Source organism: Occallatibacter gabretensis, from assembly GCF_001449115.1.
Classification (GTDB): Bacteria; Acidobacteriota; Terriglobia; order Terriglobales; family Acidobacteriaceae; genus Telmatobacter; species Telmatobacter gabretensis.
On the sequence record NZ_LAIJ01000005.1, the window covers coordinates 81,324 to 102,607 of the forward strand.

At 56.7% G+C, this 21,284-nt stretch carries 29 protein-coding genes; 6 read left to right on the forward strand and 23 right to left on the reverse strand.

The window, feature by feature from the left end:
• Positions 1–64 precede the first annotated feature (64 nt).
• Entirely contained in the window at positions 65–475 is a 411-nt protein-coding gene (locus VO84_RS04450; RefSeq protein ID WP_058186086.1) for a nuclear transport factor 2 family protein, read from the forward strand.
• Positions 476–760: 285 nt separating this feature from the next.
• Here VO84_RS04450 and VO84_RS04455 read toward each other — a convergent pair whose 3' ends face one another.
• Positions 761–1,957: a cellulase-like family protein gene (locus VO84_RS04455; protein ID WP_058186087.1), complete on the reverse strand. Its 1,197-nt coding sequence runs from the start codon at positions 1,955–1,957 to the stop codon at positions 761–763.
• Positions 1,958–2,189: 232 nt separating this feature from the next.
• Here VO84_RS04455 and VO84_RS04460 point away from each other — a divergent pair, with 232 nt between their 5' ends.
• Together VO84_RS04460 and VO84_RS04465 are read left to right on the forward strand one after the other, a co-directional pair.
• The gene (locus VO84_RS04460) at positions 2,190–2,696 is read left to right on the forward strand and encodes a hypothetical protein (protein WP_058186088.1); all 507 of its coding nucleotides are present in this window, start codon (positions 2,190–2,192) and stop codon (positions 2,694–2,696) included.
• 444 nt (positions 2,697–3,140) lie between these two features.
• Positions 3,141–4,397, forward strand: coding sequence for a M23 family metallopeptidase (locus tag VO84_RS04465; RefSeq protein ID WP_058186089.1), 1,257 nt, complete (start codon positions 3,141–3,143; stop codon positions 4,395–4,397).
• A 780-nt stretch (positions 4,398–5,177) separates the two neighbouring features.
• On the opposite strand, the gene VO84_RS04475 is transcribed toward VO84_RS04465, so the two are convergent.
• Positions 5,178–6,080: a restriction endonuclease gene (locus VO84_RS04475; protein WP_197413890.1), complete on the reverse strand. Its 903-nt coding sequence runs from the start codon at positions 6,078–6,080 to the stop codon at positions 5,178–5,180.
• Between the two features lie 379 nt (positions 6,081–6,459).
• Here VO84_RS04475 and VO84_RS04480 point away from each other — a divergent pair, with 379 nt between their 5' ends.
• The 3 genes from VO84_RS04480 (at position 6,460) to VO84_RS04490 (ending at position 9,386) form a co-directional block, all read left to right on the forward strand.
• Positions 6,460–6,918 carry a hypothetical protein gene (locus VO84_RS04480; RefSeq protein WP_058186092.1) on the forward strand — a complete coding sequence of 153 codons (459 nt, stop codon included), beginning with the start codon at positions 6,460–6,462 and terminating at the stop codon, positions 6,916–6,918.
• A gap of 445 nt (positions 6,919–7,363) precedes the next feature.
• Positions 7,364–8,890 (forward strand): IMP dehydrogenase, encoded by a 1,527-nt coding sequence (guaB, locus tag VO84_RS04485; RefSeq protein ID WP_058186093.1) that lies wholly within the window; start codon positions 7,364–7,366, stop codon positions 8,888–8,890.
• Positions 8,880–9,386 carry a VanZ family protein gene (locus VO84_RS04490; RefSeq protein ID WP_058186094.1) on the forward strand — a complete coding sequence of 169 codons (507 nt, stop codon included), beginning with the start codon at positions 8,880–8,882 and terminating at the stop codon, positions 9,384–9,386. The genes guaB and VO84_RS04490 overlap by 11 nt, the downstream gene beginning before the upstream one ends.
• 78 nt (positions 9,387–9,464) lie before the next feature.
• On the opposite strand, the gene rplQ is transcribed toward VO84_RS04490, so the two are convergent.
• The 21 genes from rplQ to rplN all read right to left on the reverse strand — a co-directional run bounded on the left by rplQ (position 9,465) and on the right by rplN (position 21,276).
• Positions 9,465–9,938 (reverse strand): 50S ribosomal protein L17, encoded by a 474-nt coding sequence (rplQ, locus tag VO84_RS04495; RefSeq protein ID WP_058186095.1) that lies wholly within the window; start codon positions 9,936–9,938, stop codon positions 9,465–9,467.
• A gap of 122 nt (positions 9,939–10,060) precedes the next feature.
• Positions 10,061–11,155 (reverse strand): DNA-directed RNA polymerase subunit alpha, encoded by a 1,095-nt coding sequence (locus VO84_RS04500; protein WP_058186130.1) that lies wholly within the window; start codon positions 11,153–11,155, stop codon positions 10,061–10,063.
• 148 nt (positions 11,156–11,303) lie between these two features.
• Positions 11,304–11,933 carry a 30S ribosomal protein S4 gene (gene rpsD / locus VO84_RS04505; protein WP_058186096.1) on the reverse strand — a complete coding sequence of 210 codons (630 nt, stop codon included), beginning with the start codon at positions 11,931–11,933 and terminating at the stop codon, positions 11,304–11,306.
• A gap of 71 nt (positions 11,934–12,004) precedes the next feature.
• Positions 12,005–12,421 carry a 30S ribosomal protein S11 gene (rpsK, locus tag VO84_RS04510; protein WP_058186097.1) on the reverse strand — a complete coding sequence of 139 codons (417 nt, stop codon included), beginning with the start codon at positions 12,419–12,421 and terminating at the stop codon, positions 12,005–12,007.
• Positions 12,421–12,807: a 30S ribosomal protein S13 gene (gene rpsM / locus VO84_RS04515; RefSeq protein ID WP_058186098.1), complete on the reverse strand. Its 387-nt coding sequence runs from the start codon at positions 12,805–12,807 to the stop codon at positions 12,421–12,423. The genes rpsK and rpsM overlap by 1 nt, the downstream gene beginning before the upstream one ends.
• A gap of 150 nt (positions 12,808–12,957) precedes the next feature.
• Positions 12,958–13,071, reverse strand: a complete 114-nt coding sequence (gene rpmJ, locus VO84_RS04520; protein ID WP_058186099.1) for a 50S ribosomal protein L36 — start codon at positions 13,069–13,071, stop codon at positions 12,958–12,960.
• A 53-nt stretch (positions 13,072–13,124) separates the two neighbouring features.
• Positions 13,125–13,343 (reverse strand): translation initiation factor IF-1, encoded by a 219-nt coding sequence (gene infA / locus VO84_RS04525; protein ID WP_058186100.1) that lies wholly within the window; start codon positions 13,341–13,343, stop codon positions 13,125–13,127.
• A 51-nt stretch (positions 13,344–13,394) separates the two neighbouring features.
• Complete coding sequence (map, locus tag VO84_RS04530) at positions 13,395–14,147, reverse strand: type I methionyl aminopeptidase (RefSeq protein WP_082661711.1); 753 nt, start codon at positions 14,145–14,147, stop codon at positions 13,395–13,397.
• 55 nt (positions 14,148–14,202) lie between these two features.
• The gene (locus tag VO84_RS04535; RefSeq protein ID WP_058186101.1) at positions 14,203–14,922 is read right to left on the reverse strand and encodes an adenylate kinase; all 720 of its coding nucleotides are present in this window, start codon (positions 14,920–14,922) and stop codon (positions 14,203–14,205) included.
• Positions 14,922–16,307: a preprotein translocase subunit SecY gene (gene secY / locus VO84_RS04540; RefSeq protein ID WP_058186102.1), complete on the reverse strand. Its 1,386-nt coding sequence runs from the start codon at positions 16,305–16,307 to the stop codon at positions 14,922–14,924. Before secY ends, VO84_RS04535 begins: the two co-directional genes overlap by 1 nt.
• A gap of 138 nt (positions 16,308–16,445) precedes the next feature.
• Positions 16,446–16,916, reverse strand: a complete 471-nt coding sequence (gene rplO / locus VO84_RS04545; RefSeq protein WP_058186103.1) for a 50S ribosomal protein L15 — start codon at positions 16,914–16,916, stop codon at positions 16,446–16,448.
• Between the two features lie 41 nt (positions 16,917–16,957).
• Positions 16,958–17,209 (reverse strand): hypothetical protein, encoded by a 252-nt coding sequence (locus VO84_RS04550; RefSeq protein ID WP_157439721.1) that lies wholly within the window; start codon positions 17,207–17,209, stop codon positions 16,958–16,960.
• A 42-nt stretch (positions 17,210–17,251) separates the two neighbouring features.
• Positions 17,252–17,440 carry a 50S ribosomal protein L30 gene (gene rpmD / locus VO84_RS04555; protein WP_058186105.1) on the reverse strand — a complete coding sequence of 63 codons (189 nt, stop codon included), beginning with the start codon at positions 17,438–17,440 and terminating at the stop codon, positions 17,252–17,254.
• Positions 17,441–17,443: 3 nt separating this feature from the next.
• Positions 17,444–17,953, reverse strand: a complete 510-nt coding sequence (gene rpsE / locus VO84_RS04560; RefSeq protein ID WP_058186106.1) for a 30S ribosomal protein S5 — start codon at positions 17,951–17,953, stop codon at positions 17,444–17,446.
• 96 nt (positions 17,954–18,049) lie between these two features.
• Positions 18,050–18,400 carry a 50S ribosomal protein L18 gene (gene rplR / locus VO84_RS04565; protein ID WP_058186107.1) on the reverse strand — a complete coding sequence of 117 codons (351 nt, stop codon included), beginning with the start codon at positions 18,398–18,400 and terminating at the stop codon, positions 18,050–18,052.
• A gap of 116 nt (positions 18,401–18,516) precedes the next feature.
• Positions 18,517–19,056, reverse strand: a complete 540-nt coding sequence (rplF, locus tag VO84_RS04570; RefSeq protein ID WP_058186108.1) for a 50S ribosomal protein L6 — start codon at positions 19,054–19,056, stop codon at positions 18,517–18,519.
• 148 nt (positions 19,057–19,204) lie between these two features.
• Entirely contained in the window at positions 19,205–19,600 is a 396-nt protein-coding gene (rpsH, locus tag VO84_RS04575) for a 30S ribosomal protein S8 (protein WP_058186109.1), read from the reverse strand.
• An 89-nt stretch (positions 19,601–19,689) separates the two neighbouring features.
• On the reverse strand, positions 19,690–19,875 hold the full coding sequence (locus VO84_RS04580) for a type Z 30S ribosomal protein S14 (protein ID WP_058186110.1): 186 nt from the start codon (positions 19,873–19,875) through the stop codon (positions 19,690–19,692).
• A gap of 17 nt (positions 19,876–19,892) precedes the next feature.
• Positions 19,893–20,441 carry a 50S ribosomal protein L5 gene (gene rplE / locus VO84_RS04585; RefSeq protein ID WP_058186111.1) on the reverse strand — a complete coding sequence of 183 codons (549 nt, stop codon included), beginning with the start codon at positions 20,439–20,441 and terminating at the stop codon, positions 19,893–19,895.
• Between the two features lie 108 nt (positions 20,442–20,549).
• Positions 20,550–20,876 carry a 50S ribosomal protein L24 gene (gene rplX, locus VO84_RS04590; RefSeq protein ID WP_058186112.1) on the reverse strand — a complete coding sequence of 109 codons (327 nt, stop codon included), beginning with the start codon at positions 20,874–20,876 and terminating at the stop codon, positions 20,550–20,552.
• A gap of 28 nt (positions 20,877–20,904) precedes the next feature.
• Positions 20,905–21,276, reverse strand: a complete 372-nt coding sequence (gene rplN, locus VO84_RS04595; protein WP_058186113.1) for a 50S ribosomal protein L14 — start codon at positions 21,274–21,276, stop codon at positions 20,905–20,907.
• Between the last annotated feature and the right edge of the window lie 8 nt (positions 21,277–21,284).

Sequence of the window (21,284 nt, forward strand, 5' to 3'; positions counted from 1 at the left end):
TGTTGCCGTATGCCTGTCGGAACCCATCACCGCTTACCCTAATCTCGATAAGGAAAGGATTCTTATGAGCATCGTTATAGCCCCGCCATTCACCGATCCTGAATTGGCAGTCCAAAAAGTCCAGATTGCAGAAGATCTCTGGAACACTCGCGATCCACAGCGCGTCGCCGCGGCATACACCGAGGACACTCAATGGAGAAATCGAACGGAGTTTCTCAACGGGCGTCACGCCGTAGTCGAATTTCTAAAGCGGAAGTGGGCCACGGAGTTGGACTACAAACTCAAAAAGGAACTCTGGGGCTTTCGCAACAACCGAATGGCGGTTAAATTTCAATACGAGTGGCATGACAGCAATGGCCAATGGTTCCGCTCCTATGGCAACGAGCTCTGGGAATTCGCACCCTCTGGCCTGATGCAGCGCCGCGAGGCCAGCATCAACGATCTCGCGATCACCGAAACGGAGCGCTTCCTCTAATGCTCAAAAAATACGGCCAATCGCGGTTTATGTTTCTCGGAAAGCTGTCTTCGCCCACCGCGTTCATCACTCCCCGTCGTCTAGTTCGGATCCTTGAGCGCGTATGAAAGCCTGCAAGCCACGCTGAATGAAAAGCCCCGGGCGAAGATCAGCGTTCCCGCAATCTATGTCCAGGGCAGCGCGGATGCCGGCGACCTGTCGTCACGCAGTTGCTTCAGGAACAGTTCAACAGCTAGTAGATTTTTGCATCAAGAGTGGCATAACCACAGCCAGCGTCTCACCCTCTCACAACCGCTCGTACAATCGTCCCCGCCGCATCGCCGGCGCAATCGGCGCAGACTTGATAATCCTCGTCAGCCGCTGATGCCAGCCCACATCCCGCCACATCCCCACAAACTGCGGTTCGCAGAAATTACTGCTAGCCATCGCCAGCCACTGCCCCGTGGACGCAGCCCGCTTCACACCCACCGCGCACAGCTCCTTCACCCAATCCCACTTCAGCAGCGGCCAGTCTTTGTAATCCACAATCGCCCAGCACTCGGTCGTAATCAGCGGCACATGAATGGCGCGCGACACCGCCGCCATCCGGTCAATCTTGTCCGTCAGCAGCTTCTGCCAGAACAGCGGCCTCGCACGGTAAATCTCCTCCGCCTTCAGGCTCAGCTTCGTGTACCCCTTCGGATCAAAGCGTTCATATTCGTATCCGGTCAGCTTGTAGAACTCGCCGCCATTCTGCTGCACCATCCACTCATGTAGATCCAGAAGGTCAAAGTCAGCCAGTTCCGCGCCATCGCCATCGTCCGGCTCCCCGGCAACCGAATACAGCAGCGGCAGTTGCGGATAACTCTGCCGTACCACGCCCAGCGCGCGATGCATCCAGCGCAATGAGGCTGGCTCCTTCCACTGCCCAAACGTCAAATGATCCGGCGCAAATGGAGCCCAATCCTGTCCCGGCCATTCATTGCATAAGTCCACATAGAGAATCACATCCAGCAGCCCCGCCTCGCGAATCAGATCCAGCGTGCGAACCCACTGCTGAGCCTGCATCTCCGGCGACGAGATCTTCTCGCGCGTCTTGTCCTCATCTTCCCGATACCACGTCGAGAGTCCTACCTTGATTCCCCGCTTCCGGCACTTGCCAAGAAACTCCATCAGCGCCGGCAGCAGCGTAACGCGGTTCACATCCGGCGAGCCCCAGTCCTGCGTATTCCAGTGAGGCAGCAGCGTCCATGTCTTGTGTGGGTCCGCGGCCAGCAGATGCGGAAACGGATCAATGCGCACGGCATCATAGCCGCGCAGCAGCAATCCATCCAGCACTGCATCCCAATCCTCAAACCCCGCCCCCGGCCACCGCCGCTCAATCCACGAGAACTCCCACATCGTAATCGCGCGCGGCCGTTTCCCCGCCCCCGCCGCCGCGTAAGAGGCAGCAGTAGCCAGCACAGCAGCACCGGATGTTGCCAAAAACTCGCGGCGTTTCATTTCAGCTCTCTCATCTCGCATCCAGCATACTTCGCCCGCCCGCTCCAACACCGCTCATTCAGAACGCCACTGCACTCCATCACCAAGCCGTGTCATCCTGAGCGAAAGGCCCCCAGACGTTTTCTTCAGCCCGAGGTGGTGAGTCGAAGGACATGCCTTGGCTTTTCAGCCATTCAATCACAATATCCGCCCTCGGCTGGTTGTGCGAGAATGGCCCTCGAAAGGAAACACGATGATCTTTCGTCCCGCTGCATTGTTGCTCGGCCTATCGATGGCTGGACTCGTTCCAGCAATGGCAACCCCGCCGTCCTCGCCGGTGGATGCTTGCAAAATGATCGACCCAGTTGCCGTCGCTTCAGCCGCCAGGGCGTGGTTTGGCGTTCCTGTCACGCTCGCCAAAGATTCAGCACCCGGACCGCGCGCAGGCTCGTGCAGTTTTACAACGGACTCGCCCCAACACATCGACATCACCATTTTTTATGCGCCTTCCGCCAATCCCGCGATGTATGGCCTCGATCAATCGCCACCGCCCAACGAGACTCCGGTATCCGGCGTAGGAGACAGAGCTGTCTTCGACCAGGATGCCAATCCCGCCAATCGCTATAAAACTGAGAATCTGGCGATTCTCAAAGGGAGTGCGGTGTTAGTGCTTTCCCTCACTCTCGATCAGAAGCTTGCCTTCGTTGCGAAGGAAAAATTAGCAGACTTTGCCGCCAGGCAACTGGCTCCCAAAATGTAGAGCAGGATGTAGAGCTTGGATGAGCCACCCTGGGCACTTGCCTTGAGCAGTATCGAATCTTCTTCGCTGATCAGAAATTCAATGAGCTTTTAGTCATGCGCGAAGGCGTTAGGCCGAATTGGTAAACGCAAGCACGTCTATCATTCCTCATTTTCGAGTCAGCCGGTCCACAAATCCTGACAAGCCTGGAAAATCGGAAAACGACTTCACCAGTCATCAACCGCCCCGAGACCCAACCCAGGATCGAATGGAACGAAAGCTGTCATCGGTCCTCAGGTAACATAGTCCGTACGATGATGCGTTGAGCTCGTGTTTCCTGTGCGAAGGCGCCGCATCACTCAGTTGTTGAATCTCCATCCAGTTGTTGAATCTCCATCCAAGTTGGCTTTTGCCCTGAACTGCTTTCCCTCGGACACCGAATCGAGTCACCTGGAGAACTACCGCATGTCTCTCTACCTGTTGCTTCGCCGGACCATCGTGGGTGCCGCACTCACTCTTTCCTTCGCAACGACCGCAACCCGTGCGGCAGAGAATCCCACGCCTCTCATCCTCTCCGTGCATGACGCTCCGGTAGTCTTCATCGGCTCAGACGGCAACACGCACCTCGTCTACGAGCTTTGGATGTTGAACTTCTCCAGCGGGGACATCGCTGTTCAGAGGCTCGACATTCTCGCCGACGATAAAGTCATCCAGACGCTTGACGCCACAGCCATCGCTACACGCCTGCAACCCGTCGGGCTCCGCGACTCAACGGGCACCCTAACGAAAAGCACGCAGGCGCTCCTCTTCCTTCACATCACCCTGCCCGGCGGAGCCGCTGTCCCGCATCATCTCACGCATCGAATCACAACTTTCATTGCCGCCGCACCGCCCGCCTTCCAGCACCTCATCCTCACCGGAGGCGAGACCGCGCCCGACCGTCAGACCGTGGCCGTTATCCATCCTCCCCTCGCCGGCGACAACTATGTCTCGGCCGACTCCTGTTGCGATTCCACCCGCCACATGCGCGCCGTCCTCGGAGTCAACAACCACGCCTGGCTCGCGCAGCGCTACGCCGTCGACTGGGAGCAGTTAGACTCCCATGACCGGATCTACTCCGGCCCACGCGAGAAGCTCGAGAGCTACACTATCTTCGGCAAACCCGTCCTCGCCGTCGCCGACGCCACCGTCGTTTCTGTCATCGACAATCTTCCGGAACAAACTCCGGGCAAATATCCGGAAGGCATCTCTCTCGACCAGGCTGACGGCAACTCGGTCATCCTCCGTCTCGACGATCCTCGCCTCGGCGGCCATGTCTTCGCCTTGTATGCTCATATGCAGCCCTGCAGTATTCGCGTCCACTCTGGCGACAAGGTTCACTCGGACGAAGTCCTCGGGCTCGTCGGCAACACCGGCAACTCCCTCGCGCCTCATCTCCATTTCCAGCTCATGGCCGAGCCCTTATCCCTGGCCTCAAACGGGCTCCCTTACGCCATCGACTCCTTCGAAGTCACCGCACAAATACCCAGCACCCAGGCCTTTGACGAAGCCGAGGCCAATGGCACGCCCATCCCTCATCACACGATGCCCACCACTCGACACGTCGAAAAATCTCTTCCTCTCGACCAGTTCATCATCTCGTTCCCCGATTTACGGAAGGACCCGGAGAAGAACCTGGAGAAGAGCCTGGATAAGAATCTGGATAAGAACAGAAAGTGCTGACTTAACCACTCGCGCCATTCCTTCCAGCAATCACCCATCAGGAACGACGCATGACGAAGTGGGCGCAGGTCCGATAGGAGATCAGTCCTCATAAGTCGCCTTCTCACCATCGGTCCCACGCCGTTCGTCCCAGCCATTTCGGAGGCAGGTGCCCCATCCATGCGCGTGTTTTTGCGCCATGGGTGGGATAGCACTCCCGCACACTTCACCACTGAAATTCGTCATCCTGACCGTAGCCGTTTTTCAGGCGGAGGGCCGGGGTCCCCGGCAAGCGATCTTTGCTTGCTGGGGTGGAAAGCGAAGGACCTGCTTTTGTTCTTCAATAACACGAAGTCGAAGTAACATGGCCGCAGAGAAAAACTAAGTCAACCGGCGAAGAAAGAGAGCCAACGCAGCGACCTGCTTTTGCTTTTCGCTCACTCTCCCACCATACCTTCTTCCCTACCCACCACCGCCATGTCATCCTGAGCGAACGGGGCCCCAGACCGGGGTCCCCGGCGAGCGATTTTTGCTCGCTGGGGTGGAGACGTTTTCTTCAGTCTGGGGGTGGTGAGTCGAAGGACCTGCTTTTGCGTTTCGTTGATACACCGCAACGATAGGTCCTTCACATCGCCCGGAATTGAAGATGAACGTTAGCACTCCTCCGGCTTCCCACAAGCGCGTTTACCGTTATTGATCCAGGAATATCTTCCATCGAAGCGCGATTGCCCCCACGTAGCGCGTTGGCAAGTCGCGGCGCGTGGTTCGGAATCATCCATGGACGGGCGCTCTGCCCCTCTTTCATTGTGTAGGGATTCTGGTGACAACGTGATGTTCCGCCCCGCTGTTGAGATTCTTTAGGATAAAGACAGCAACATTCGGAGCTTTGAACACTATCTCCGTTGTCTTGCGCGTAAATACAACGGTTGCTGATAGGCTCTCCTCTTTGATTGTGAAAGGAGGGTCGACCAGTTTCACGAAGGTGGGATACTCGAACCTATGAGTCTTCCGCGCGCTCATCTGACCTTCTCGATGCATTTCTTCGTAAAACCCTCCGAGGATTCTCGTTAGGGTAATTAGCTCTTTTCCATCCTGGTCGAAAAACTGAACCGGTTGAGGAAGGTTGACCAATGTCATTGGCTCAGGCAGGGGATCATTCGCTTGGTGCCAGCTGCTATCTGCTTTTAGTGACAGGTCGGACACTGTGGGGATATTTTGCGCGACGTCGGCCAGCGCGCCGAGAAAACTGCCATCCGGAGCCGTTAAGAACCCTTTCATCCTGAAAGTGAGGGTTGCGCCGGGGTAAGCACAGACAGGTGACCCCAGATTCTCCTGTAGGTTGCAAATCATGATGCCTGATGCTTTAGCCACATCAACGGCACCCTTCTGATACCTGGACGACGTAATCATGATTCCTATGGTCCCAGGGAGATCCTCCAGGACACCTTTGAATGTGAGAACATCCCCCTTGCGAATTGGGTTCTTCCACCTTTTCGCTTGGATGGCTACTTTGTGGGTAACTCCGCCGAGGCAAAACTCCCAGTAGACATCAATCTGATGACTGGTAGCACGACCCTGCTTTTGAACGTTATGTTGCACTATGACGTTCTGCGCTTGGTCTTGGTCAAGCATTTGCTGATAGATTTCGCGCACGAGAAGCTCGTAATCCTTACTGCTAGCCAGAACTGAGCCTTTGTTGGTCACGAGATATGATACGACTACAGTTGAGAACGAGTCCTTGGTGGACGGTTTCTTGAAGCCGGTCCGACGCTGCCAGGCCAAATCTATACATCCGGCAAATTCCTATGCACTCACCATCGGCCAATTGGTACCGTGAAGTCGGCTTCCCACCACCCGTCCCAGCCATTTCGGAGGGCAAATTTCCCCCACGCAAAAATCTTGTCAAGCCCTTTTCTTAAAACTATTTTCTAAATCACTCATTCTAAAAGCCAAAAAACTTCGCCCACTTTGCACATAATTAGGTGGCTTTGTGCGTTAATAGAAATAACAGCGAAAAATCTCCCCAATCGAAGGCCCCGCCACCGCGGGGCCTTCCCATTTTTGTCATCCGGAAAGGAACTCCATGAACTCTCCCTGTACACACGAGCCTCTCTCTCCCGCCGTCCAGCGCTGCTGTGACGCCCGCAACCGCATGATCGAACTCGACCGGCGCGGCCTCGACCCGAACTACAAAGACGGCCTTCCCGAAAGGCCTACATCCAATGACCCCAGGGCGCACTTCGAGTTCCAGGCAAAAACCCTCATCCACCTTAGTGACAACGATCCATCGCTCGCCTACCGCTCCGCTATGCCCGAGCCCACAGGACGCCGGCAGATCAAGCAGTACATCGCCTGCATCATGCATGGACTTGCCATTGAGGCCCTCAAGCCGGAAGAGGCCAGAAATATGCTCTACGGTGCCCGCACCGCCACCCTCGCCCTCAGCAAATACAAAGACAGAGCGAAAAAGCCCGAAACAACGCCCGCCGTAACCGAACAGGGAATGTACAAGGCGGCGCAGGAGCAATTTACATCGCAGTAAATGCGTATTTTCACCGCATTTTGGCCGCAAATTCGCAGCCTTTTTTCTTGCACATTTTGCAGATAAATAAAACAAAATCAATAGCTTATGAAAGACATTGCCGCAAAAATCACAGATTTTTGCCGCTCACAGAATCTGTACTTCTGTACCTCTGTACGGTCATTTGGCAGCCATAGCGCATATTTCCCCTTCTCTGCAAAGAAGAAGACCTCTCCGGTCGCAGTGCTCTGTCACCTGTAACCTGCCTCGCTCGTCAGAGCAGTTACAATACACATAAGCGCCTGCCGTACGGGAATCCAGCGGTTCAGGAAATAGAGCCAGTCAAGCCTCAAGAGCGAAGTTGGCGCGACCATCAGGGAGCGACGACCTTGAATGAGTTTAGAGGTGGCACTGTATTTCCTGAACCGCTCATGAATCCCCCGTTCGCCAGGCGCATCAGAGCATTATGCTAGCCCCAAATCTTCCAGAAGCCCTTACATTTGATGACGTTCTGCTCGTGCCTGCCTTCAGTGACGTCGTACCCGCGCAGGTCAGCACGCAAACGCAGCTTACGCAGCAGATCGTCCTCAATACGCCCCTGATCTCCTCGGCCATGGACACGGTCACCGAGTCCAGGATGGCCATCGCCATGGCGCAGCAGGGCGGCATCGGCATCGTCCATCGCAATCTCTCCATCTCGGCACAGGCCGGAGAGATCGACAAGGTCAAGCGCTCGGAAAGTGGCATGATCGTCGACCCCGTCACCATCGGTCCCGATCAGCTCATCTCAGATGCTCTGGAAGTCATGCGCCGCTACAAGATCTCCGGCGTCCCGGTCACGCAGGGCAAAAAGCTCGTCGGCATCCTCACCAACCGCGACCTGCGCTTCGAGACGCGCACAGACGTTCCCATCGGCTCCGTGATGACCTCGAAGAACCTCATCACGGTTCCCGTCGGCACCACTCTTGAAGACGCCGAGCTCATCCTGCATGAGCACCGCGTGGAAAAGCTCCTGGTCGTCAACGATCAGTACGAGCTCAAGGGCCTCATCACCGTCAAAGACATTCAGAAAAAACAGAAGTATCCCAACGCCAGCAAGGACGAGAAAGGCCGCCTCCGCGTCGGCGGAGCCATCGGAGCTACCGGAGACTTCCTCGAGCGCGCCGCGGAGCTCATCGCTGCCCGCGCAGACGTCCTCGCCATCGACTCGGCGCACGGCCATTCCTCCCGAGTCCTCGAAGCCGTCCGCGAAGTCAAAAAGCGCTTCCCCTCCATCGGTCTCCTCGCCGGCAACGTCGCCACTTACGACGGCGCAAAGGCCTTGATTGAGGCAGGTGCGGATGCCGTCAAGGTTGGCATCGGCCCCGGCTCCATCTGCACCACGCGCATGGTCACCGGCGCAGGCATGCCGCAGATCACCGCCATCGCGGAGGCATATCGCGCCGCGCGCGAGCACAACATTCCCGTCATTGCAGACGGTGGCATCAAGTATTCGGGTGAAATCACGAAGGCCATCGCCGCCGGTGCAAGCACCATCATGATCGGCTCACTCTTTGCGGGCGTCGACGAGAGCCCCGGCGAGACGATCCTTTACCAGGGTCGCAGCTTCAAGAGCTACCGCGGCATGGGTTCGCTCACTGCCATGAGCCAGGGTTCAGGCGAGCGCTACTTCCAGGGCAAAGACGATCTCGCTTCGGCCGGCAGCGGCTCCGAAGGCGTTGTCCAGCGCGAGCGCAACGAAAGCAACAACCGCCTCGCCAAGTTCGTCCCCGAAGGTATTGAAGGCCGCGTGCCGTATCGCGGACCGCTTGAGTCCATGGTCTATCAGCTCGTCGGCGGCCTGCGCTCCGGCATGGGTTACCTCGGCTGCGGAAGCGTTCAGGAGCTGCAGGAAAAAGCGCAATTCGTGCGCATCTCCGGCGCGGGGCTGCGCGAAAGCCACGTGCACGATGTCATCATCACACGCGAGGCGCCGAACTATCATGTCGAGTAGCCTTGCCTCCACGCCGGTCTCAAATAAGCGTGGCAGCGTGCGCTTTTGGGTCTGGACGTGGCTGCCCGTAGCCCTCGGCATCGTCATGATTATGTGTGAGTCCACCGAAACGTTTGGCGGCAATCACACCAGCCGTTGGCTGCGACCCATCTTCCAGTGGCTTTTCGGTCCCATTGGCGATGAGCGGTGGGAGCACATACATCTTTTGCTCCGCAAGACCGGCCACTTCCTCGGCTACGGATTTATCGGCCTCGCTTGGCTGCGCGCCTGGTGGTTCACACTTCCCCACTCGCGCTTTAGAACAGACATGTTCCTCGCCATGCTTGGAACCGCAGCTATAGCCAGTTGCGATGAATGGCACCAGAGCTTCCTGCCCAACCGCACCTCTTCTGTACGGGACGTGCTGATCGACTGCACCGGCGCACTAACTTTACAACTGATTGTTTATACCTACATGCGCGTTACAAACCCAAAGAAGCTACACCGCGCCGTATAAACAAAAGCGGACGCACCCATAAGGGATGCGCCCGCTCGTCCTTCTACAACTTATAAGCAGAGCTGAAGGAAGCCGCGATTAAGCAGCTTCTTCGCCGCCCTGCTCTTTCTTAGCTTCTTCGAGCTGCTTTTCGAGCTCTTCGCGCTTCTTGGCCTTCACTTCGGCGCGCTTCTGGCGCTTCTCGTCGAGCTGCTTCTCAGCACCCAGCAGTTCAATGAACGCCTTCTCGGCGCCATCGCCCTTCTGGAAGCCTGTGCGAACGATCCGCAGATAACCGCCCTGGCGGTCTCCATAACGGGGCGCCACGGTCTCAAAGAGCCGCGTGACAGCCGTGTCGGTCATGAGGAAGCTGAGCGCCTGACGGCGCGAGTGCAGATCGCCCTTTTTGCCGAGGGTGATCATCTTTTCCACGTGCGGACGAACAGCCTTGGCCTTGGCCACGGTCGTCTCCACGCGATCTTCCACAATAATGGACGTGACCAGGTTCCGCAGCAGCGCGCGGCGGTGGCTGGTGTTGCGTCCGAGCTTAAATCCTGCATTGCGATGGCGCATAACAAACTCTCTTTCAACTCAGCGATCAGTTTTCAGTATTCAGTCGTTAGTCCTGATTGCCGTCTTTCGGCAATCAATCAGCCAGTGACCGTCCGATCACTGGCCCTAACCACTGATCCCTGCTAGAAGTTCTCTGTTTCGGTCGGAAGCTGCAGATCGACCGAGTCCAGTGGCTCGTCCTCGTCGTCGTAACGGCCATAGCTGGCAGCCAACGCAGCCGCGGGTGGAATGCTCGTCGGCCCGGGGACCGCATTGCCGTTCTCGTCGATCTTCATGCCCAGCGAGAGGCCCATCTGCGCGAGAATTTCCTTGATCTCGTTCAGGCTCTTGCGACCGAAGTTCTTCGTCTTCAGCATCTCAGCTTCAGTCTTCTGCACCAGTTCGCCAATCGTCTGAATGTTGGCGTTCTTCAGGCAGTTGTAGCTGCGGACCGAAAGCTCCAATTCTTCGACAGAGCGGTTTAGGTTGTCGTTGCGCAGCAGAACACGGCCTTCCTCACCGCGCGCCTCGGCTTCCATTTCCTCTTCGAAGTTGATGAAGATGTTCATGTGGTCCTTGAGCAGCTTGGCAGCCAGGCCCACAGCATCGGCCGGCAGAACAGCACCGTTGGTCCACACTTCAAGCGTCAGCTTGTCGTAGTCGGTGATCTGTCCGAGACGGGCAGCGTCAACGACATAATTTACGCGGCGCACAGGCGAGTGAACCGAGTCCACCGGAATGAAGCCAAGACCCAGGTCTGCGTCGAAGTTCTTGTCGGCGGAGACATAACCGCGGCCACGCTTCAGGCGCATCTCCATCTCGAGCTTGCCGCCCTCGGAGACCGTAGCAATATAGACGTTCTTGTCGAGGATCTCAACGTCGCCGTCGGCTTCGATCATGCCGGAGGTCACGACGCCGGGCTGGTCGGCGCGCAGATAAAGCGCCTTCGGGCCTTCACCCGCCAGCTTGAAGGGAACCTGTTTGAGATTCAGGATGATGTCGGTTGCGTCCTCAACGACGCCGGGGATGGACTGGAACTCATGCAACACGCCTTCAATGCGGACTGCTGTGACAGCGGCGCCTTCAATCGAGCTCAGCAGCGTGCGGCGCAGCGCATTGCCGATCGTGGTGCCAAAGCCGCGCTCAAACGGCTGGGCGCTGAACTTACCGTAGGTTTCTGTGAGCGTCTCGGCATCGACCGCCAGGCGCTTAGGTTTTTGAAAACCTCTCCAAAGCATATTCATCTCTCGATTCCCGCGCGGCAAGTACGTCGCGATGCATTTTGCGGCGGCCGCGCAAGTTCTCCTTCAGTGTGAGTTGTCAGCAGACCGGAAACAGCGGACAGCCGGTCGTACCGACCACTGCCCACTGCCACCTGTTCACTGCTTACTTGCTGTAAAGTTCGACGATCAGCTGCTCGTTGACGGGCAGGTTCACATCCTTGCGTCCGGGTAGGGAAAGCACACGGCCGGACAAATTCGTAAAGTCGACATCGATCCATGCCGGCACCGGGTTCTGTGCGGCGTACTGCGCCGACTGCTCAATGATCACGTGCTTCTTGGCTTCTTCGCGGATTGCGATCACATCGCCCACGTTCACCTGGTAGGAAGGAATGTTCACCTTCTTGCCGTTCACCTGCACATGGCCATGACGAACAACCTGCCGTGCCTGGCGGCGCGAGATGGCAAAGCCAAAACGATACGCAACGTTATCGAGACGGCGCTCAAGCTGCTGAATAAGCAGCTCGCCGGTTACGCCCTGCGCGCGGTTAGCCTTCTCGTAGTAGGCGCGGAACTGACCTTCCAGCGTGAAGTAGATACGCTTGGCCTTCTGCTTCTCGTGCAGTTGCAGACCATAACCAACGATCTTGGCCTTGCGATCCTTGCCGTGCTGTCCCGGGGGAAAGTTACGCTTCTCGATCGGGCAGCGATCGGAGGTGCATTTAGTGCCCTTCAAAAAGAGCTTGGTGCCTTCGCGGCGGCAAAGGCGGCAGACTGCTCCGGTATAACGAGCCATTTCTTCTCCTCAACTTCGAGTGACGGCCGGTTTACGCGCTTTGCGCTTCGTCCCGGCCCGGTTACTTTGTCTTAGACGCGGCGGCGCTTCGGCGGACGGCAGCCGTTATGCGGAACCGGCGTAACGTCGCGGATCGACCGAACGTCGATGCCTGCGGCGGCAAGCGCACGAATCGCAGATTCGCGACCCGAACCCGGACCTGCAACGCGCACATCGACGGCGCGAAGACCGTGATCGCGAGCAATGCTGGCCGCGTTCGACGCTGCCTGCTGTGCCGCAAACGGAGTTCCCTTGCGTGAGCCCTTGAAGCCCAGGGAGCCTGCTGTCTTCCAGCTCAGAGTGTTGCCCACCTGGTCCGTAATGGTCACGATGGTGTTGTTGAATGTGGCTTGAATGTGCGCGATACCATACGGTACATTTTTGCGCTCGCGCTTCTTGAACTTCTTGTTCTTGGCAGCCTTGCCGGCGCCCTTTTGCTCCTTCGCCATTAAGTCTTCGCCGTCGCTTTCTTCTTGCCTGCCACTGTGCCCTTACGAGGGCCCTTCCGTGTACGGGCATTGGTATGTGTGCGCTGTCCACGTACGGGCAGACCACGACGATGCCGGCTGCCACGGAAGCTCTGAATATCGATGAGACGCTTGATGTGCATCTGGACGTCCTTGCGGAGATCGCCCTCGACGTCACCCTCGTCCTCAATCACCTGGCGGATGCGGTTCACCTCGTCCTCGCCCAGGTCCTGGATCTTCTTGAAGGCATCCACATTCGCCTTCTCCAGAATCTTGGCTGCGCGAGGATCACCGATGCCGTAAATGTAGGTCAGCGCAATCCGAGCCTGCTTGTTGCGGGGCAGATCGACGCCTGCAATACGTGCCATTCGAAAATCCTTCGTTACTACTCAGGTTATGTGCCCTCCGGCATAGCGCCGGTCCGCACGGGTTAATTCGGAATTTCTCCGGGGTTCATCGCAAGCCTTGATTCAAGCTAACTCGCCCCATAGACGGAGGTTCCGCTCTGCCAGGCTCTATTAGCCCTGACGCTGCTTGTGCTTTGCGTTTTCGCAGATCACTCGAACCACACCCTTGCGGTTGATCACCTTGCACTTGACGCAAATCTTCTTTACCGATGCACGGACTTTCATTTCGACTACTGCCTTTTCTCCACGTATCCTGCTGACCACGCGGGGTTAACAACTTACTTATAGCGGTACACAATCCGTCCGCGATTCAGGTCGTAAGGGCTCAGTTCCACTGCCACTCGATCTCCCGGGAGAATACGAATAAAGTTCTTCCGCATTCTGCCCGAAACGTGAGCCAGAACCTCATGCCCCTGTTCGAGCTTGACCTTAAACATGGCATTCGGCAATGTCTCAACGACAGTTGCCATTACCTCAATCGCGTCTTCTTTCGACAAACTGTATCCCGCTGCGCTCTCGCGCCCTTATGTTTTGGACGAGCGTATTGTTTACGCCGTCAGAATCGTTGCTCCGGTGTCGGTTACCGCCACCGTATGCTCAAAATGAGCGCTCATGCTTCCATCGTCTGTCACAGCCGTCCAGCCATCCTTCAGAACCCGAACCTCTGGCTTGCCGGCATTCACCATCGGCTCAATGGCAAGCACCATGCCTGCTTTCAGCTTCATGCCGCGACCAGCAGTGCCAAAGTTTGGCACCTGAGGATCCTCATGCATGGAAGAACCAATTCCGTGGCCTACGAAATCACGCACCACGGAAAACCCTTCGGCCTCGACTATCGTCTGAACTGCCTCGCCGATGTCACCCAAGGTTGCGCCGGGCTTAATCACGGAGATCGCCTTTTTCAGCGATTCCTCCGTTATCTTCAGTAATTTTTCGGTCTTCGGGTCAATCTTCTCACCCACCGCTACTGTTACAGCGGAATCGCCGTAATAACCGTCCACAATTGCACCGAAATCCAGCGAAACAATATCGCCTTCCTTCAAAATTCGCTTCGATGAAGGGATACCGTGAACAACTTCGCTATTCACCGATGTGCAAAGCACCGCCGGGTAACCGTGATATCCCTTGAAAGCCGCTTTCGCGCCAAATTCCTTCAGCGTTTCCTCTGCTATACGATCAAGATCAGCAGTGGTGGCACCCGGTTTCACCGTCGCCGACACCCGCTCCAACACCTGCCGGACCACATGCCCAGCGCGGCGCATCTTTTCGATCTCTTTCGACGACTTGAGGACAACAGCCACTCAAAACCCTGCCTTCACTTGCACTTACACACGCAAAACTCACCGTCAGGCTGCGTCAACTTGCCCGCAACCGCTTGACGGCGGCAACAATTTCATCGGAAACCGCCTCAATTGGCCGGTCACCGTCCACTTCCACGAAACGTCCCTGGGTGTGGTAGTGGTCAACGACCGGTGCGGTCAACGCAGCGTATGACTTCATTCGCTGCGCGAAAACTGCTTCCGTATCGTCAGCCCTCTGTACCAAAGCAGCGCCTTCTACATCGCAAGTGCCCTCAACTCCAGGCGGTTTTGCGTAAATGTTGTAGATGGTGCCGCAGACAGGACAATTCCTGCGTCCAGTGATGCGACGCAATAACTGATTATAATCTACCTGGATGCTAACAGCAACCACCGGAATACTGCCTGTTTCGTTCGCAAGGCGCTCATCCAGCCAGTTGGCCTGATTCAATGTGCGCGGAAACCCATCCAAAATATAGCCACGCAGTGTATCTGGCCTGGCGAGGCGATCGGCGACCATGTCATTTACGAGGTCATCCGGAACCAGCTCGCCCCGCTCCATGAGCCCCTTGGCAATTCGGCCCAGTTCCGTGCCGTGATCCTTGTGAAAGCGCAGCAGGTCACCGGTTGAAATCTGCGGGATGCCCCACATCTTGACCAGTTCCTTTGCCTGTGTGCCTTTGCCTACACCCGGTGCACCGAGCAAAAGGATAGGGCCGGGAGCGATTGCCTGCTCCGCTTCCCGGCCGCTTGCAATTTCAGGCAAGGAAGACGACATTACCAGGTCTTCCTTCCACGAATACGGCCCGAGCGAGGAGAAAAGCCATCGTAGTGCCGCATGATCAACTGCGATTCAATCTGGTTCACAGTATCCATAGCTACGCCAACCACGATCAGCAGTGAAGTACCACCGAAGGCGAAGCTGAATCCGAGGCCATTAGTCATCCAGGCAGGTAAAGCATCAAAGGCGCGGCCCACGAGCCACAGATGGTTCAGATGGATGCCTGAGATCATGAATGTCGAAACCAACGAAATGATAATCAGGTACAGCGCGCCAACTAGTGTGATCCGGGTCAGGATGTCGTTAATGTAGTCCGAGGTCCGCTTGCCGGGCCGGATGCCGGGAATGAACGAACCCGACTTGCGGAAATTGTCTGCTATATCGTCCGGCTTCATCACAATCGACACGTAGAAGTAAGCGAAGAAGATAATGCCCAGCATATAGAGGAGCTCATACCAAGGTTCACCAGGCGCAAGGGCACGCATAATCGGCTGTAAAAGCCGGTTATTTTGCACCCAGTCAAACTGTGCCAGGAGCAGCGGCGCAGAAAGGATTGAGCTGGCAAAGATTACAGGCATTACGCCGCCCGAGTTTACCTTGAGAGGTAGGTGGCTGGAAGCACCTCCCATCATGCGGCGGCCTACTATGCGCCGCGCACTCTGGATAGGAATGCGCCGTTCACTGCGCTCAACATAGACGATGAAAGCGACTACAGCAATCATGCCGGCAAGCACCAGCAGGATGCCGATGAGCGTAAACGCGCCCCACGCATTCGACTGAATCTTCTGCACCAGATCTGCCATGCCTCGCGGAAGGCCGGCGACGATACCGGCAAAGATCAGCAGGCTCATGCCGTTACCGATGCCACGATCGGTAATTTGTTCGCCGAGCCACATGATGAAGGCTGTGCCGGTCGTCAGCGTCAGCACTGTCATCAGGCTAAAGCCGATACCCGGATGCAATACCAGTCCTTGCTTGGTCAGAATCGCGGCAATGCCGATGGATTGCAACGCGCCTAGCACCACTGTCACATAACGAGTCCATTGCGTGATCTTTCGCCTGCCCAGTTCGCCTTCCTTCTGGATGCGCGCCAGCGGCTCGTAGACCACTGTCAACAGCTGAAAGATGATGGACGCCGTAATGTAGGGCATGATGCCGAGCGCAAAGATAGTCATGCGACGCAGGTTGCCGCCGCCAAACAGGTCCATCAGGCCCAGCGCCGAGCCACTCTGCGACTGGAACATCTGCTCCAACAGAGGCGCATTGATTCCCGGAGTGGGGATGAACGCGCCAAGCCGGTAGACAGCTAGGATGCCAAGCGTGAACAACACACGCTTGCGCAGATCGGGGATCCGGAAGATATTCAGGAACTTCTCAAGCATGTTTCGGTTTACCCTTCGCGCCTGCGGGCGCCGAATTGTCCGTTAGCTTTCATCTTAGCCGCCGTGGCTCAGGGCTGTCGCGCTGGCTAACTCCAAACGAGGCCCCTGAGGTTTCACTTTAAGGCCTAGACCTACTAACTAGGCCTTCGCCGCTTCCGGTTCGCCACCAAGCACAACAGCCTTGCCGCCAGCCTTTTCAATCTTCTCAACAGCCGACTTAGAAAACTTGTGCGCCGAAATCGTCATAGCTGAGGTCAGCTCGCCCGAGCCAAGAATCTTGATGAGAGCCTTCTTGCTCGAAGCCAAACCAAGCTTTTTGTAGTCGTCCTGAGCGATTTCCGTCACGCCCAGTTCAGCGATACGGTCAAGATTGATGACCGTATACTCGGTGCGGAAGATATTCGTGAAGCCACGCTTGGGCAGGCGACGGTGCAGCGGCATCTGGCCGCCTTCAAAGCCGCGCATCAGGCTGGAGCCGGAACGCGAACCCTGGCCCTTGTGGCCGCGGGTTGAAGTCTTGCCCATGCCGGAGCCCATACCACGACCGACACGCTTGCGCCCAGTGTTCGCCTTCTTGGGCGCGCGTAGATTGGAGAGATTCTTTGCCATGTTTTCCTCGCTATATCGCCAGCGTGACCGCCGACTCGCGTTTATTTTTCACTGCTGTGATATATCTCAACAGCGTGACCATCTGATCTGATTCCCCGAACAACACGATCCAACATCTCGTCCAATTCGGGCTGCTTCAACTGCACCGGATCACCGGTTGTTTGACGTGGAGTCGGAAATAAAATTCCATCCATCAACTCAAACCAGAACGAGCCCCGTGCATCTGCGTAAGTGATACCTCTGAAAGCATACGCCAGAGTGAAACCTTCATCAGAAATGAGCTTGCCAAACAAACCCCATCTTCTTCTGAACATCTGCTCCACCCCGCTGCTGGATTACTGCTCTAGGATGCGAACCAGATGCGGAATCTTCTTCACCATTCCGCGGATCGCGCCGGAATCTTCGCGCTCGACGATCTGATTGAGACGCGTAAAGCCCAGGCCCTTAACCACCAGTTTGTGCTTCACAGGCGTAGCGATGGCCGAGCGGTAATACTGAATGCGAATCTTATTGGTTTCAGCCATGATTTAGAGCTCCTCCACTGCCTTGCCGCGCATGGCGGCAACTTCGGCCCTGTCGCGCAGTTGAACCAGCGCATCAAATGTCGCCTTGATCACGTTGTGCGGATTCGCGGTTCCGAGGCTCTTGGTCAGCACATTCTGCACACCGGCCGAGGTCATCACGGCGCGGACTGCGCCTCCGGCGATTACACCGGTGCCCTCAGGCGCGGGCTTCAGCAGCACCTGGCCCGAGCCAAAGCGGCCAAGCACCTGATGCGGGATCGTGGTTTGGGTCAAGTTCACGCGAACCAGATTCTTCTTAGCGGATTCAATTCCCTTGCGGATCGCCTGCGGCACTTCCTTGGCCTTGCCGGAGCCGTAGCCCACCACGCCCGAAGCTGCGTCGCCCACGACCACAAGCGCGGCAAAGGACATATTCTTGCCGCCCTTGACCACCTTGGTCACACGGTTGATAGCCACCACCTGATCTTTCAGGTTGTACTGGTTGGCATCGAGTTTCTTCTTCAAAATCGTCATTGCTCTCGTCTGTCCTTCCGGGCCGCGCTAGCGCTCCCTGGAAAACTCATCTCAATCGGCCGACACTCTCGACCGAACGCTACCCACTAAAGGCGGTTAGAACTCGAGGCCAGCCTCGCGTGCTGCATCGGCAAGCGCCTTGATGCGCCCGTGATAGAGATAGCCGCCGCGATCGAAGACTACCTTCTTGATGCCCTTCTCGACTGCCTTCTGCGCAATCTCCTTGCCGATTTCCTTGGCAGCAGCTACATTGCCGCCGGTCTTCGACTTGATGGTCGAAGCCGCGACCAGTGTGATGCCTGTCTGATCGTCGATCACCTGCGCGTAGATGTGGTTGAGCGAGCGATACACATTCAGCCGCGGGCGTTCGGTGCTGCCAGCAAGTTTGCGGCGGATGCGCGAGTGAATGCGCTGGCGAATCTCGTTTCTTTTGGTATGCGTGATCATATTTCTTCTTCCTATCAGCGGAGTCGCCCTGCGGCCCCGTTCGGTAAATTCAATGAACAGGTGACAGTGGTCAGTTTATTTTCTGTGCCCTGTCACCTTTTCACTGTGAACAGTTCTTACTTCGAGCCAGTCTTGCCGGCCTTCTTCTTCAGCTTCTCGTTGGTGTAACGGACACCCTTGTTCTTGTAGGGGTCCGGCTTACGCAGCGAGCGCATGTCGGCCGCCACCTGGCCCACCTTCTGCCGGTCGATTCCGGTAATGGTCAGGTGCGTCTGTTTGGGATCAATCGCCACTTCAATGCCCGTGGGCAAAGGGAACTCAATCAGGTGCGAGTAGCCAAGCGTGAAGACCACCGTACCTTTGCCCTTCAACTCGGCACGGTAGCCGATGCCGACGATGTCCAGTTCTTTCGTCCAGCCCTTGGTCACACCCTCAACCGCGTTGAAAACCAGAGCGCGGGTAAGTCCATGAAAGGCAGCAAACTTATCACTGGCACGGTTTACGTGCAGCTGACCATCCTTGGTCTCGAGCGTAATGCCCTCGGCAACCAATGCTGAGACCTTTCCTTTGGGGCCTTCGACGAGCACGGTGTTGCCTTCCACCTTATACTTCACACCCGCCGGCAGCGGGATCAGCTTCTTTCCAATACGCGACATCGACTTAATCCTTCATTGGCTTGCGAGTCCCGATGTTGTCATCGTTCCACTGCAGCCGGGAGGGTCAAACCTCCCCATAAAACATGCTTGAACCCTACGAAACAATCAGCTTGGTAACGCCGAAGGCAACTGCCTGGACGGCCATTCCCTACCAGACTTCGCAGAGCACTTCGCCGCCCACGCCTTCACGACGCGCCTGACGGCCAGTCATGACGCCTTTTGGGGTAGTCATGATCGAGATGCCCAGTCCACCCTGCACGCGCTTGATCTCATCGCGTCCGATGTACACGCGGCAGCCGGGTCGGGAAATACGAGCCAGATCGCGGATGGCTGCTTCGCTGCCGCCATACTTCAAGTACACGCGGAGCACCAGCTTACCTTCCTCTTCCTGGGTCTTGTAATTCGAGATGTAACCCTCTTCCTTAAGAATGCGGGCAATCTCGGTCTTCAGCTTGGAAGCCGGGACATCGAGCTTCTGATGGCGCGCACGGATCGCGTTGCGGATGCGTGCCAGAAAATCTGCTACTGGGTCGGTCAGACTCATTCCTTCTCCTTCATTTCCCGTTCGTCCGGCACAAGGTCGGAAACCAGCGGAAATGGTTAAACAAAACAGAAAATCGGTTCAACAGCTCTTTACCAGCTTGACTTCACAACGCCGGGGATTTCGCCCTTTAGCGCCAGTCCACGGAAGCACAGGCGGCATACGCCAAACTTACGCAGAAAGCCGCGCGGGCGTCCGCAAAGCTTGCACCGGTTGTGCTTGCGGGAGCTGAACTTCGGCTTCCGCGCGTCCTTCACTCGTTTTGCAGTAGTTGCCATAAATCTTAAAACTCCTCTTACGCGCCCTGACGAAAGGGCATGCCGAAGGCCTTGAGCAGCGCGCGCGCTGAGTTGTCGTCCTTCGCCGTGGTCACAATCGTAATGTTCAAGCCCTTCAGCTTTTCTACCTTGGAGTAATCGATCTCCGGGAAGATCAGCTGATCGCGCAGGCCGAGCGTATAGTTACCGCGCCCGTCGAAGCTCTTGGTCGAGACGCCGCGGAAATCACGTACTCGCGGCAGAGCCGTGGCAACCAGGCGATCCAGAAACTCGTACATCCTGTCGTTCCGCAGCGTCACCATCGCACCAATTGCCATGCCTTCACGAACCTTGAAAGCCGCAATCGACTTCTTCGCCTTCGTGGTTACCGGCTTCTGGCCGCTGATTGACCCCAGGTCGCCTACGAGTGGATCGAGCAGCTTATTATTCTGCGTTGCCTCACCCAGACCCATGTTCAGCACGATCTTCTCGAGCCGCGGTACTGCCATCGGATTCTCAAGACTCAGCTCCTTCTGCAGAGCCTGCTTGATTTCCTTGTGATATTTCTCTTTCAGCCTTGCTGCCATTTCTCTTTGCTCTCTTTCTGCCGGTCGTCGGGGTGGATCAGCTTTCGCTCGCCGTGTACCGTTGCGGCAGGTATTCAATTTTTCACCGCCAGCTCTTCAGCTGCCGGCTTACTTTTTGGTGGGCAGGTCCTGCCCGCACTTCTTGCAAAAACGAACCCTGGATTCGCCTTCGGTTTTGAAGCCGACGTGTGCCACGCCGCAATTCGAGCACGTGAGCGCCACGTTGGAGACGTTGATGGGCGACTCCTGCTCGGCAATGCCACCCTTGGTGCGCTGGCCCGTCTTGCTCGAAATCGTCTTCTTGACCACGCGAACGTGCTCGACGAGCACTGTACCCTTATCCGGGAAGACGCGCAGCACACGGCCCGTCTTGCCACGGTCCGATCCCGCGAGGACCTTAACCGTATCGTTGCGATGAATACTTAAACTCGGCATCTTAATCTCTCTCAGTGGTTAGCTGGCGTTAAACAACTTCAGGCGCCAACGAAACAATCTTCAAAAACTTCTTCTCGCGGAGCTCACGAGCGACGGGTCCGAATACGCGCGTTCCCACCGGCTCATGCGCATCGTCGATCACCACAGCAGCGTTCTCGTCAAAACGAATGTAGGTTCCATCACGTCGGCGATACTCTTTGCGGGTGCGGACTATGACCGCCTTCACAACCTTGCCCTTCTTCACGGTGCCATCGGGCGAGGCTTCTTTCACGGCGGCTGTAACCACATCGCCGAGACTCGCCTTCTTTCCCAATCCGCCGCCCAGGGGCAGGATCACCTGCAGCTTGCGCGCGCCGGAGTTATCGGCCACCGCGAGCATGGTTCTCATTTGCACTGCCATGGTTCTTC